The organism is Psychrobacillus faecigallinarum, from assembly GCF_014836595.1.
In the GTDB taxonomy this organism is placed as follows: domain Bacteria; phylum Bacillota; class Bacilli; order Bacillales_A; family Planococcaceae; genus Psychrobacillus; species Psychrobacillus faecigallinarum.
In genome coordinates this window covers 70,682-83,947 of record NZ_JACSQO010000010.1, presented here as the reverse complement: position 1 = coordinate 83,947, position 13,266 = coordinate 70,682, and the positions used below count along the sequence as shown (strand labels likewise).

Below are 13,266 nucleotides of genomic sequence, written 5' to 3'. Positions count from 1 at the left end.
GGTTGGATAAATATAAATTCTTGAGAAAAGAAGGAAATTCTATTGATAAGATGAAAAAGACAGCAGTATTTTTAATGATTATAGCAGTTTTATCAAAGGTCACAGGCTTTCTACGCGATATAACTTTATCTTATTTTTATGGAGCAACTGCTATTAGTGATGCGTATATCATTTCCATCACTATTACCTCTGTTTTGTTCAGTCTTATTATTGCAGGTATTTCGACTGCATATATACCTATGTATAAACAAATTGAACACGAGGACGGAAAGAGATCGGCATTGGGGTTTACTAATAATTTGATAAACATAGTTCTTATCATTACTACAGGAATAATAGTGATAGGTTTGCTATCTTCTAACCTACTTGTAAAAGTGTTTGCCTTAGGCTTCGATGGGGAGACATTGAAAATTGCAGTGATGTTCACTCGCATAGGCTTGATAGGGATATATTTTACTAGTCTAACTCAATTGTTTATAGGATATCTGCAAATAAACGAAAAATTTACTGCCTCAGCAATGGTAGGTTTACCATTCAATTTCATCATCATTTTGTCCATATATTTTAGCGTACATTCGAATATAGTTGTTTTAGCTATAGGAAGTGTTTTAGCTGCCTTTTTTCAAATGCTGTTTCTATTTCCTGCACTCAAGAAAACTAATTATAAATATGAGCGTATTGTAAGTATCTCAGATAAAAATATAAAAAAAATGGCTACTATTGTTTTTCCAGTAATGATTGGAATATCCATTGATCAAATAAACTTAATGGTTGATAAAACAATTGCATCCATGTTGGTAGAAGGCGGGATATCGGCGTTAACATATGCAAGTCGTTTAAATGATTTTGTTCAAGGGATTTTTGTACTCTCCTTTGTTACAGTTATGTTCCCTCTCATCTCAAAGATGGCGGCACAAGACAATCAAAAGGACTTTAAAAAGTCTATTAGTGAGGTAATATCCAGTGTAATAATTATTGTGGTTCCAGCTAGTGTTGGAATAATGATACTTGTTAATCCAATAATCAAAATATTATTTGGTCATGGACATTTTGATGGTCAAGCAGTGGAAATGACTTCTCATGCATTATTTTTTTATTGCATTGGAATGATTGGTTATGCAATTAGAGAAATTCTCAATAGAACATTTTATTCGTTACAGGATTCTAAAACGCCTATGTATAATGCTGCTATTGCAGTTGGATTAAATATAGTTCTTAATTTAATCCTTTCCAGATTTTTAGGCATAAGTGGTTTAGCGCTAGCTACGAGTATTTCAGCATTATTTTGCTCTTTTCTTTTAGTAATTCATCTGAGAAAAAAAATTGGACCTTTTGGTTTAAAGGAATGCCTCATTACTTTTGTAAAAGTATCTATTGCCGCAGGAGGTATGGGTGGGGTTGTCTATTTCTTAAATCAATCTTTAGTTATGGGTGAATTATTAAAACTATCTATTGTTGTATTAGTAGGGATAGTTATATATATATTACTGATCACTTTATTTAAAGTATCTGAAACAAAAACAATTATAAATTATATAAAAGAGAAATGGATCAATTAGAAGAAAGGATTGAGCTACTGAAAAACTTGGAGCTGCATACAATTGTCTCTTTTGAGGATTTGGCACTTGTTGAAAAGGAATGGACAAAGATACTAGATACTAAGCAAAACACAAATCCGTTTGTAGAATTTATGTGGATATATGAATGGTGGAAGCATCTGGGAGGAAGTGAAAATATTGAAATTTCCGTTGTAAAAGACAATGGAAAGATAGTAGCTATATTTCCTTTTCTATATACAAAAAAAGGTGCTTTGTATGAATACTCCTTTTTAGGTCTAGGTCAAGCAAATTATATGGAAATTATCGCTTTTAATAGAAAACTAGAAGCCCTTATTAGATTTGTAATTGACTCAATTATAGAAAAGAAAAAGCATGTAGTTTTTAAATTGCATGGCATACTTGAAAGCAGTGACACCTTTCGTGCGTTAAGTAACTTTCTGCAAAAAAATAATTATCCTCATACTAAACATCGTGTTATTACTCCATACATTAATTTAAAGAAAATTGAACTTGAAGAATATATGAAAAAGCGGAAAAAAATACACCGATTAGATAGAAGAGAAAAACGTATAAGGGAAAATGGGAATGTTGATGTATTAGTAACAGGGCCAGATAAAATGGAAGAAATATTTGATATTCATCATAAGAGATGGAAAAAGAAACATGATACGAGTCGTTTTACTTATAAACAAGAAAGAGAGTTTTATAAGAGTTTAGCCACTCGAACTACTGGAGATTGTCAAACTGAGATAGATGGCCTTTACTTGGATGGTAAAATGATTGCCTTTAACTATGGATACCGATGCAGAGGAAGATATATCAGCTATGTACTAGGATTTGATGATGATTACGATGTATTTAGTCCAGGTAGAATTCTAGAAAAAGAAAAAATCCTTCAATGTAGTGAACGGGACATAACAGTTTTCGATTTAAGTATTGGATATGAAACGTATAAATTTGAGTGGAATACAGATGTGGATCATACGACTAAAATGATTTTTTCATCTAGTACACTATTAAGTCGAATGTACAGGAGAATATTATCGGGTAAAGAAGGTTTAATCTCAACAGTAAAATTAAACCAAAAGATAGTGTTATTTAAAAGAAACAAGCTAGGTAAAGCTGTATACATCATAAAAAATATTTTCCGTAAAGGTGAAGCAAAAGAAGCTAGGAAAATAATATTAGAATTTCTTGCAATGCAATTTAAAAAAATATTCCATATGAAAAGTTACTATATATATGAAATACCAAGAAAAGATGTAAAAGCTAGAGATGGAATTAAGTCATATACGGAACTTACTATAAAGGATTCAACTTCTAAATACTCTATATTTCAGCCATTTATGAGAGATATTTGTACAAAAATTTATGGAGGAAGTAAAGGGTTTTATGATAGTGAAGAGGTTAAATACGAGAATGTTATTTGGTTAAACGAAAAGGTATTTCGTATAGATGAGATATCCTATTTGAAGGACTTTAGAAAAAGCTCTATTTCAATAGAAAATTGGAAAATAGAAAATATAGCGGATATTTGTTCCTATATAAAAAAGAAAAGTAATGTGAATAAGCTATTCGTTTTTGTTAAACGACGAGAAAAAAAGAAAATAGCAGAGCTAGAAAAACACGGTTTCATATTAAAAGAGAAGATTGTTAAAAGAACTGTTTTCGGTGTTACTAAGATGATGATTACTTAAATAACCCTATGTAGAAGAGGGAGATAAATGCGCATTGTTCAATTGATAACCCATATGAATGAGCTTGGAGGAGCCCAAGTCCACGTACGGGATTTATCTAGACAGCTTATAACTGATGGTCATGAGGTTACTATAATGTCGGGTGGTGAAGAAACTACCGATTCGGATTTAGTTGTAGATGGTATTGCATATGTTCGAACAAAGTTTTTAAGGAGAAATATTAACCTATGGAAAGATGTTCAGGCTATCTTGGAGATTAGGAAAAAGCTAAAGGAACTTAGTCCAGATATCGTCGCTATTCATTCGTCTAAAGCTGGTATATTAGGAAGAATTGCTTGTTGGTCTCTGCGGCTTCCGTTTGTTTTTACAGCACACGGTTGGGCATTTGCTGAAGGGGTTGAAACAAGAAAAAAAATGTTTTATAGATTGATTGAAAAACAAGTTGGAAAATTATCACGCACTGTTATAACTGTGTGTGAACAAGATCGCCTGTTAGCCATAAATAATGGAGTACTTCCTTCGGAAAAACTAGTAACAATTACAAACGGAGTGCATGATAACAGCATTTTAAGTAATAGGACCAAAAAGGATGAAGTAGTAATAGTAATGGTTGCACGTTTTGAAGCCCCCAAAAAACATCTAGATGTAATAAAAGCTTTAGCTCAAATAAAAGACCTGCAATGGAAAATGATTTTTGTAGGGGATGGATCATTAAAGCAAGAAGTAATGTTAGCAACTGTAGAAAATGAGCTAGATAATAGAGTCTTTTTTTTAGGTAATTGCTCTGATGTCTCTTCTGTATTGAAAAACTCTGACCTGTTTGTGCTCACTTCTTCGTGGGAGGGATTACCATTAAGTATATTAGAAGCTATGATGCACAGTCTTCCTGTGATTTCTTCAGACGTAGGGGGTGTAAAAGAGGCGGTTTCTAATAACAAAAATGGATTTCTTATTAAGGACAATCTCTCGGACCTTTTAAAAAGATTGATCGAAGATGAGGAACTACGATTAAGAATGGGGAAAAAAAGCAGAAATATTTACTTAGAATCTTTTACGTTTTCAATTATGTATGAAAAAACGTGTTCAGTTTATCATAAAGTGATTAATAAAAAAGAACTACTATAACGTAGGAGGCTGTATATGAAAAACGACTCCGTCACAGTAAAAACGCTTATTGCTCTTACTGGAGAAGTTTTCTATGACAAAAGCATAATCATATAGTTTTTTTACTGACGATTTGGTTTAAATAAAAAAAGAAAGGAGTTTTATTTGGAACTTTTCGTTATAAAAAGTCCTATGCAATTGCAGATGTATAAGAAGGAATGGTCCTCCATTCTAGAATTAAACCACAATACTAACCATTTTTTTGAATATGAATTTTTTATAAATTGGTGGAAGAACAAAGCTTTTAACCATAATGTAACAGTATTTGGTATTAAGGAAAATTTAAAAGTAATAGCTTTTTTTCCTTTTAATATATCAATAAAATATAAAATACCTATTTATCAAATGTTATCTCTTCCTGGAATATGTAAATTAGATTTTATAGTACAGCATTCTAATCTAGATAGAGTGCTTATGTTTTTGATGGATAAATTAATAGAGACTCATAAACATGCTGTGTTTCATTTTACAGAAATGAGCGAAATTCTTTTCTTAAAGCTTTCTGCATATTTAAAAGCTCGAAATTTACTGAGTAAAGTAACTGTGAGCTTGAATGCCCCCATCATAGATGAGGGAAATAATATATTAGGAATAGAAAGATTACAAGAACTAGGTAATGTGGCTATTGATGAAATTTCCTATTCTCAATATAAGGAATTCATTTGTAAATCTAGAGAGCCTTTCTGCTTTTCTTCTTCTTACGATCTTACTTTTTTAGAAAATTTATCACAGGAGCTCAAAATAGCTGCACTGGAATTGAAAGTGGTTACTGTAGCAATTGAGAAGGAAATTGTCGCTTTTTCCTTTGTATTGAACTGTAGAGGGACTTATGAAGAATACGCATATGGCTTTCACCCAGATTTTACTATTTACGAACTTGAAAAGGTACTAAGCCATCACATAAAAGTCGCTAATAATAGTTTAATACATTCATCTTCATCTAATAGTATTATAGTTTCGACTAAAACTTTAAAGGCAAGGTACACCAAAATAATCTTTTTCTTAAAGAAAAAACAATTAGCAAGAAAAAAGGTTGCATTCAAAAAGAGTAAATCTCTTAGTGTAAGAAAATATAAATACCTTTTAGCGAGGCTTACTGATACTCAAGTAAAGGCAGTAAGTGATTTTAAAGGTGTGACTAATATAGATATACTGACTTCAGAAAATAATAGAAGGGAGTCGCTGGAGAAGGCTTTTAGGAAAAGCAAAGGTTATTATTCAATCGATCCTTCTAAGGCATTTTGGGTAAATGAAAATTTTATCTTTAATGAAGATACGGTTTTTCTCAAGGAATTACCAGCAAGGTCCGTATATTTAGGTTCGTGGAATAGACAAGAACTTGAAAAACAACTCTCTTTTATACAAAAGATCTATCTTCCAAATAATATCTATGTATTGGTGGATTTTACAGATAAGGCGAGTCAAGAAAAGCTAAAATTATTTGGTTTTCAAATTATTGAGAGATTAAAGCTGGACCAGGCTAATAGTGCACACAAGATGAGAAGAAAAGTAAAATAAAGAGAAGGTGCCTTTATAATTGTTTTGGAAAGAAAATTTTTGTTTTTTAAAATGCACAGCTACTATTTTTCTGAAAAAAATCAAGAGTTGCAATCAAGCAAAGATATTGAAGGGTTTTCTCATTCCACCTTTTCATCGGGACTTTCAAAGGTGGAAACAAGCTGTATTGATTTAACAAGAGAGGAAGAATTATTATTCTTTGATTTAAGATCTAGCAATAGAAAACAAATTAGAAGAGCAATGAATAGGGAATTTATAATAGAAGAATTAGATAATCCCACAATTAGAGACATATATGATTTCCAGAGGTTTTATAATGCATTTGCTAAAACTAAGGATACCTATTCTTGTAATGCTTTTCATATAAATACAATGAAAAGACTTAGAGATCAGAATGCTTTAGTTATTACAAAAATATTAAATAGCGATAAAGAAACTCTATGTTATCGAGTATATATTTCTGATGGTGAAAACGTGCTGTCGCTATACTCCGCTTCTTATTATAAGGAATTTAAAAGCGCAATAGAAAAAAGAATGTTAAGTGAAGCAAGTAGATATTTGCTGTGGCATAATATCCTTTACTTTAAAAGGTCTAATCATAAACGTTATGACATGGGTGGGCTTACGGACAATGAAAATATACGAAACTTTAAGCTAGAATTCGGAGGGGATATCGTAGAAGTATATTCAGGTTATAAGGCAAAATCCTCTGTTGGTAAGATAGTTTTGTGGGGAAGAAATTTATATATGAGGAGGTGAAGAGAAACTGGGTGTTCTTGTAATTTCTTTAGACATGGAGATGAATTGGGGAGTACATGACGTTCTTTCATTGGAAAAGTATAAGGGAAATTTATTAGGGTCTCGGATTGCCATTCCTAGAATGCTGCAGTTGTTTAATGATTATGAGATCCACGCTACTTGGGCGATTGTTGGGATGCTATATTGTAAAAATAAAAAAGAGCTGTTACAAAGACTGGATAATTTAGATCTCCCATATGAACAAGAGGAATTTTCTCCTAAACACATATTATCCTATGTTGGAGAGGAGGAGAGTGTAGACCCTTACCACTACGCAGGTTCATTGATTGAAGTTATTAAGACAGCTCCAAATCAAGAAATCGCGACACATACATTTTCTCATTATTACTGTTTAGAATCTGGACAAAGTATTAAAAACTTTGAAAAGGATTTAGAGAACGTGGCAGAACTACAGGAGGGTGTTACTTCTTTAGTATTTCCCAGAAACCAAACAAATGAAGAGTATTTGAAAGTTTGTAAAATGTACGGTATCAGTGCCTATAGAGGAAATGAAGATAGCTGGATCTATAGGCCATATACAAGCAAAACTAATTTGCCGATTAAGAGAGCAATGCGTCTGCTAGACGCCTATATTATGGTGACTGGTCACCATACTTACAGTATAAATAGTATAAAGGCAACTTCCGTTTTAAATATAAAATCTAGTAGATTTCTGCGTCCATACAACAAAAAACTTCGTGTATTAGAAGGGCTAAGACTAGAAAGAATAAAAAAAGGATTAACGGAAGCAGCAAGGGAAGATAAGGTGTTTCATCTCTGGTGGCATCCACATAACTTCGGAAAAAATATAGAAGAAAACCTACGCTTTTTAGAGGAAATCTTAAAGCATGTAGAATTTTTGAGGGATAGATATGGTTTTGAATCCCTAAATATGAAAGAGGTAGCAGATAAATTCTTAGATGAAAAAAGAGAAGTGGATAGTAACACCTAGTACTCCATCCCCAAAATTTCAAGTAACTAAAAAGCAAGAATGTGGTTTTAACAACATTCTTGCTTTCCATAAATAAGACAGCACTTGCCTCATTATTTTATTTTAAAATTATCGAACCCCGTATTTCTTCTCCAATTGAACAATCTCAGCATCATCATTCTTTTGACCAGTCAATAAATCTCTTAATATATGAGAGCCTAGCATACTGTAAACAGTTCCGTTTCCACCGTACCCTAATAGATAATAGTGTTTGTCCTTCGTTGGATGCTGACCGATGAATGGGAGGTTATCAATTGATTCTCCGAAACTAGCCGCATAGGCGTAATCGATACTTAAATCGTATTTAGGAAATAATTCTTTAATTTGTTTTAAGAGATTTTCAGCTCTTTTCATGATTAGCTCATCTGATTGAGGTGCCTCTGGTTTGTCCTCGTCTAATCCACCGACGATTATACGTCCTTCCTTACACGTCCGAGCATACAAATAGGGACGCTGTGTCTCCCATATTAAAGCCTGCTCATGCCAATCGGATAAATCCTTCACTACATTACTCACCATTACATAGGAACGATTAATGTCTGCACCAACACGTTTTCCTACCGGCGTTGTTTCATAACCGGTTGTGTAGACAATGTTCTTAGCAAAGAAGTTTTGTCCAGAAGTGCGAATGTCTAAATGGTCACTTACATCTACTACATCTATCACTTCCGTATAAGGGAACAAGTGAACACCTAGGTTTTCAGCTTTTCTTAGAACTCCTTGAACAAATTTCAAAGGGTTCACCTCTGCATCTCCCAGCGTCAGTAGAGCACCATCCTTCTCAAAGGAGAATTTGCTCGCTATCTCATTTCTTCCTAGATAGTCACATGGAAAGTTATACTTTTGTAGAGTTATGTATTCCGCCTTCAGTTTTTCTACGTCATTTTCCTCACTTGCAAAGCATAGGCTCGGTCTTCTAATAAAGTCAGGATCTTCATCTAAACTTTTAGCGACAAGCTCTAAATGATCCATTGCCTCGTAGCAAAGCTGATAGAAACGAACTGCATCTTTTTCTCCAATTTGGTCAATTAGCTCATGTAACATAATGTCATTTGAATATTGTAGCAGGCCAGTGTTTGCACTTGTACTGCCTGAGCCCATTACTCGTTTATCTAATAGAGCTACCTGTAAGCCTGCTTCCGCGAGAGCCAAGGCAGTCAAAGAGCCTGACATTCCTGCACCAACGATCACAACATCATACATATCTAATGGATGTACCGCTATTTTAGGTTCAAATGCTTTTGTAGTAGTTGGCCAATAAAGAGACCCGTTATGAATATTCATATATTATCCTCCGATTATTTTTATAGATTATATACCCACAATTTTGGAGTTCAATCCATGGTATACTATAAGCTAATAAAATTAAGAAGGATGTTATATATGAACCAAGATAAACCACATGTATTAGTTATAGATGGCATGGCACTTCTGTTCCGTTCTTTTTTTGCAACAGCAATGTCAGGCAATTATTTTAAAAATGACAAAGGAATTCCAACTAATGCGGTACAGGGCTTTGCAAGACATGTACTAGCTGCACAAAATATTATGCAACCGACTCATATGGCTATTTGCTGGGATAAAGGGATGAATACATTTCGCAATGAGCTTTTTGACGGATATAAAGCGAATCGACCTAAACCTGCTGTTGAACTTGTTCCACAATTTGATATGGCTCAGGAGCTTTCCGAGCATCTAGGTTGGAAAAACTTTGGGTTAGTAGGGATGGAAGCTGACGATACAATTGCATCCATTACGCATAAATGGCAGGATGACGCACGCTTTACGATTGTGAGTGGGGACAAGGATTTACTTCAATTATTACATTCCTCTACAGAAATTGCCTTTACTAAAAAAGGCTTCACAATATACGATATGTACACTGAGGACAGATTTCAGCAGGAGTATGGAATTTCCCCTTTACTTTTCCCTGATGTTAAGGCATTTATGGGGGATTCGAGTGATGGTTATGCAGGGGTAAAGGGAATCGGACCAAAGACAGCATTACAACTTATTCAAACCTATGGATCTGTTGAAAATGTAGTAGAATCTCTCCACCTGCTAAAAACAGGCCAACGAACAAAAATCGAAACGGATTTAGATATGCTTCATCTTTCAAAGCAACTTGCTACTATTAGAAGAGATGTGCCAATTGATGCTGAGCTTGATCATCTTCAGCTTCAAAATATTGAGTCTGATAAATACGATTTCTTATATGATCAAGGATATACCATTTTAGCAAGACAGCTGCAGTCTACTAAGTAACCTGTGGAGGAACCATTTTTACGAAGGTGAGTATAGGAGCATTTAACTCATACTTTATTTTTCGAATGGTGCTCGCTCGATTTCTTCCTCCGTTATCATGAACGATTAAAAAAAGGCCACTGCTAGTCTGCTCAAAGCCGATAAGTGGAACCCAGTGATAGGAAAAAGAAAATGTTTTCCTCCACTGAAAGGTGAAATACTTATCAAATTTCAATGCGACTGGACGCCCCTGACGTAGCTCCTCTATAGCTTCGTCAACGGAGCATTTGTCTATTGTCCAACTAGTGCCAAGCATCTTTCTCAAATATTTTATAAAGCGATAGGTAAACAGGCCAATTCGAGTACCCTTCAGATTTTTATATAATTCGTTAGGCATATAAGCATGTTTATCTGGTATTAGATAATTTAAGAGCACATAAACGGTAACCGGCCCGCAGGCGGAGGCCTGGAATTTAGCATCCACTGCTGCATCGTATTGAGAAAAACCTTTAACAGGCAATTGGATTTTCATAAAATAACCTCCTGCATATTTTACATTTCTAATGCGTTTATTTCATAATAGTACTTTATTAGCTGAAACTGAATATTTATGACTTGTTATATGAATAGGTTGAAGCTTCATGGGCTAATTATTTCCATTAATTTATGCTTCTATATATTTTCTGGAATAAGCTATATCTAATTCCAGAAAATAATTTATAATACATTTATATTACCCAAAAAGTTGTGAGTAAAAGCAAAAATTGTTTTGACGTGATGGAAGGGGATGGATGGATTGATTAGAGCTCTAGAGGAAAAGGATTATGCAGCTACAGCAGATTTAGTTTCAATGGCTTACCCGGGGATGGGAATTCAGTCATCGGAGAAAAAGCAGGAACTTGTAGAACGATTCATAAGAGAACAGAAGGAACATAATGGCATCCAATATTATGGCTGTTTTAATGAAGCGGGCCAATTAGTAGGTATATACAGAAGAAGCGATTTCGAATGCAATATAAATGGACAGTTTCAAAGAATTTTCGGCATTGGAATGGTAGCTGTACATATTCTACATAAAAAAGAAAAGGTTGCTTTCCAATTGCTTTCTCATTTTCATGAGGAGGCCCGGAAGGAAAAGGTTACACTTGTAGCTCTTTATCCATTTAGCTCAAGCTTTTATCGAAAAATGGGATATGGCTATGGTCCAATAAAGTATGAATTTAAAATAAAACCAGGCTCGTTTAACAGCACTGGTAAGAAGGATCTTGTTCAATTACTATCTCCTGCGGACGAAGAGGAGATTGTAGCTGTATACAATAAGTTTGCAGAAAAGCATCATGGGATGATTACACGGACATGGAATGAACGGCAGCACATAAAAAATGCAAAAACACTTTATGTAGGTGTAAGAGAAGAAGGCCAACTCATTGGTGCATTAGCGTTTACCTTAGATCCAGTGAAGGATAGCAATTTTTTACACCAAAACCTAGTAATTCATGAATGGGTTTGGTTAAATCAGAAGGCGTATAAACAGCTAGCGGCATGGGTTCATTCACAGCAAGATCAAGTGGATCGTGTTATTTATAGTACTAACAATCCCGCTTTTATTTATAGCCTAAACAATCCACCGAATGATTCCAATCATCTAATACCTAGTGTCTACCACGAGGTTGCGAGGACTGGTTCTGGTCTAATGTACCGTATTACAGACATTTTTCAATTTATAGAAAATATGAATGATCAAGCTCTTCGTAAACCTATACAAAATACTAAAATAGTAGTAAAGATTGAGGATAGTTTTATTCCAGAACAAAATGGCCTCTTCGAGCTTAGCTTTTCTAATGAGAAATGGCTGGCAAGAAAGCTTGAAGCAGAAATTAAACAACCAAATATCCAAATCACTATTCAGGACCTGAGTGCCTGGTGGATGGGGTGTGTCTCAATTAAGGAATTAAATAACTACGGGGAAATAGAGCTTCACAATATTGTTACCGACGATTTAGATGATTGGTTTATGCCAAGAAAAGGCCCTATTTGTATGACGAATTTTTAAGAAAAAATGTGAAGCTTATAGTAACACAGATTAATTTATGTAATATAAAAGAAACACATGAAAAAGCACGTTAATTCAACTGAATTAATGTGCTTTTCTATGTTTTGAAGTCATTTTAATTAAAGATAATCCTAAATCTTCTAAGTAAAAATGTTAGAGGATAACTAATAAATTCTAGCTGAAAAAGGAAATGAGGAACTTTATTCTGAATATTACGTGAATTAAGAGAGAGTTCTTAAAGTAATTGGAGGTGTTCTTATACTTATATTTGCTATCCCAATTTTGATTGTTGTTGCCTTGGCCGTATTTGTGGAAATAAGAAATAACAAAATTAAGAATAACAACCAAAATTCAATTAATTCCAATGCAAAGCCTGGTGAAGACTCAAATTATTTGATGGGTGATAATAAGTACACAAATGATGCTTAATCTAATGTGCGGTGATAGAAATTAGAAAAATAAAAATTACTCAGAGCATTTTGATGCCTGAGTAATTTTTGTATAAATAATTAGATTCAAGTAGCTAGTTGAAATTTTGGCAACTACTTTTTAATATTTAGAAGTAATCGTTTTGTTTGCCTCTGCTAAGAGATGATTCAAAGCTTCACGGAAATTTTTATAGGTTTCAATATTCACATGTAAATCCGCATGAACAATTTCTCGGATAAATTTAGGATTGAAACCTACGTAAATAGGTCGAATTCCCATTAAACGTAAAGAACTGTTCAACTGTGAAATGGATACAGCCAAATCATTGTAGTCAAACTCCTCTATATGTTCAACGCTAACACCAGTAAAGTCGAAAATGGCATGCTCAACTTCTTTATGCTCTCCAATATATTGCAATGTTTGTGTCTCAATATTTTCAAAGCGTTCCTTGTACATGTATCCAGCAATTGGCATTAAAATTGTTTTTGGGACAATGGATGGAATAATCGGAGTAGACATAGTTTTAATAATGCGCTCATAGTGAGCAATTTTCTCTTTTAATTCAATAATCTCATTTTCTTGCGACAAATAAAACACCTCTGACTTTTTTATTCTGTAGCCTTAGAAAAAAATAGGGACCCTCTATTAGAGCAGCCCCTTTTAACGGTAAATAATTTATAATGCGAAAAATATCTTCTATAGAAAGAATAAACTATTTATTCTAATCGTGCATCTTTTATGACGTACTTCATCGTACTGCTCGTCGCAGTATGAAAAGTAGATGCTTTGATTTGTAGATACTTTATTATTTGC

The 13,266-nt window shown here is 33.8% G+C and carries 11 protein-coding genes; 8 read left to right on the top strand and 3 right to left on the bottom strand.

Annotated features, from left to right (window positions below):
• Positions 1–2: 2 nt before the first annotated feature.
• The 6 genes from murJ to H9650_RS16810 all read left to right on the top strand — a co-directional run bounded on the left by murJ (position 3) and on the right by H9650_RS16810 (position 7,688).
• Positions 3–1,559 carry a murein biosynthesis integral membrane protein MurJ gene (gene murJ / locus H9650_RS16835; RefSeq protein WP_225216139.1) on the top strand — a complete coding sequence of 519 codons (1,557 nt, stop codon included), beginning with the start codon at positions 3–5 and terminating at the stop codon, positions 1,557–1,559.
• Entirely contained in the window at positions 1,547–3,256 is a 1,710-nt protein-coding gene (locus H9650_RS16830) for a GNAT family N-acetyltransferase (protein WP_154310172.1), read from the top strand. Before murJ ends, H9650_RS16830 begins: the two co-directional genes overlap by 13 nt.
• Before the next feature lie 27 nt (positions 3,257–3,283).
• A complete protein-coding gene (locus H9650_RS16825) occupies positions 3,284–4,381 on the top strand; it encodes a glycosyltransferase family 4 protein (RefSeq protein ID WP_154310174.1) in 1,098 nt (365 codons plus the stop codon).
• Between the two features lie 144 nt (positions 4,382–4,525).
• Positions 4,526–5,938: a GNAT family N-acetyltransferase gene (locus H9650_RS16820; RefSeq protein WP_191697696.1), complete on the top strand. Its 1,413-nt coding sequence runs from the start codon at positions 4,526–4,528 to the stop codon at positions 5,936–5,938.
• 24 nt (positions 5,939–5,962) lie between these two features.
• Positions 5,963–6,697, top strand: coding sequence for a hypothetical protein (locus tag H9650_RS16815; protein WP_191697694.1), 735 nt, complete (start codon positions 5,963–5,965; stop codon positions 6,695–6,697).
• Between the two features lie 70 nt (positions 6,698–6,767).
• Complete coding sequence (locus tag H9650_RS16810; RefSeq protein WP_225216138.1) at positions 6,768–7,688, top strand: polysaccharide deacetylase family protein; 921 nt, start codon at positions 6,768–6,770, stop codon at positions 7,686–7,688.
• Between the two features lie 108 nt (positions 7,689–7,796).
• Here the strand turns inward: H9650_RS16810 and H9650_RS16805 are convergent, their stop codons facing one another.
• Positions 7,797–9,011: an NAD(P)/FAD-dependent oxidoreductase gene (locus tag H9650_RS16805; protein WP_191697691.1), complete on the bottom strand. Its 1,215-nt coding sequence runs from the start codon at positions 9,009–9,011 to the stop codon at positions 7,797–7,799.
• Between the two features lie 99 nt (positions 9,012–9,110).
• Between H9650_RS16805 and H9650_RS16800 the strand changes: the two genes are divergently transcribed.
• Entirely contained in the window at positions 9,111–9,992 is an 882-nt protein-coding gene (locus tag H9650_RS16800; protein WP_191697689.1) for a 5'-3' exonuclease, read from the top strand.
• On the opposite strand, the gene H9650_RS16795 is transcribed toward H9650_RS16800, so the two are convergent.
• Positions 9,985–10,503: a C39 family peptidase gene (locus H9650_RS16795; protein WP_191697688.1), complete on the bottom strand. Its 519-nt coding sequence runs from the start codon at positions 10,501–10,503 to the stop codon at positions 9,985–9,987. The two genes, H9650_RS16800 and H9650_RS16795, sit on opposite strands and share 8 nt — an antisense overlap.
• A gap of 264 nt (positions 10,504–10,767) precedes the next feature.
• Here H9650_RS16795 and H9650_RS16790 point away from each other — a divergent pair, with 264 nt between their 5' ends.
• Positions 10,768–12,024, top strand: a complete 1,257-nt coding sequence (locus tag H9650_RS16790; RefSeq protein WP_191697687.1) for a GNAT family N-acetyltransferase — start codon at positions 10,768–10,770, stop codon at positions 12,022–12,024.
• A 549-nt stretch (positions 12,025–12,573) separates the two neighbouring features.
• Here H9650_RS16790 and H9650_RS16785 read toward each other — a convergent pair.
• Positions 12,574–13,050, bottom strand: coding sequence for an STAS domain-containing protein (locus tag H9650_RS16785; RefSeq protein WP_318245420.1), 477 nt, complete (start codon positions 13,048–13,050; stop codon positions 12,574–12,576).
• Positions 13,051–13,266: the final 216 nt, after the last annotated feature.

Bases quoted from the DNA above. Each gene is read 5' to 3' on its own strand.
- H9650_RS16830 (WP_154310172.1), top strand. From the start codon at position 1,547: ATGGATCAATTAGAAGAAAGGATTGAGCTACTGAAAAACTTGGAGCTG.
- H9650_RS16825 (WP_154310174.1), top strand. From the start codon at position 3,284: ATGCGCATTGTTCAATTGATAACCCATATGAATGAGCTTGGAGGAGCC.
- H9650_RS16805 (WP_191697691.1), bottom strand. From the start codon at position 9,011: ATGAATATTCATAACGGGTCTCTTTATTGGCCAACTACTACAAAAGCA.
- H9650_RS16800 (WP_191697689.1), top strand. From the start codon at position 9,111: ATGAACCAAGATAAACCACATGTATTAGTTATAGATGGCATGGCACTT.
- H9650_RS16795 (WP_191697688.1), bottom strand. From the start codon at position 10,503: ATGAAAATCCAATTGCCTGTTAAAGGTTTTTCTCAATACGATGCAGCA.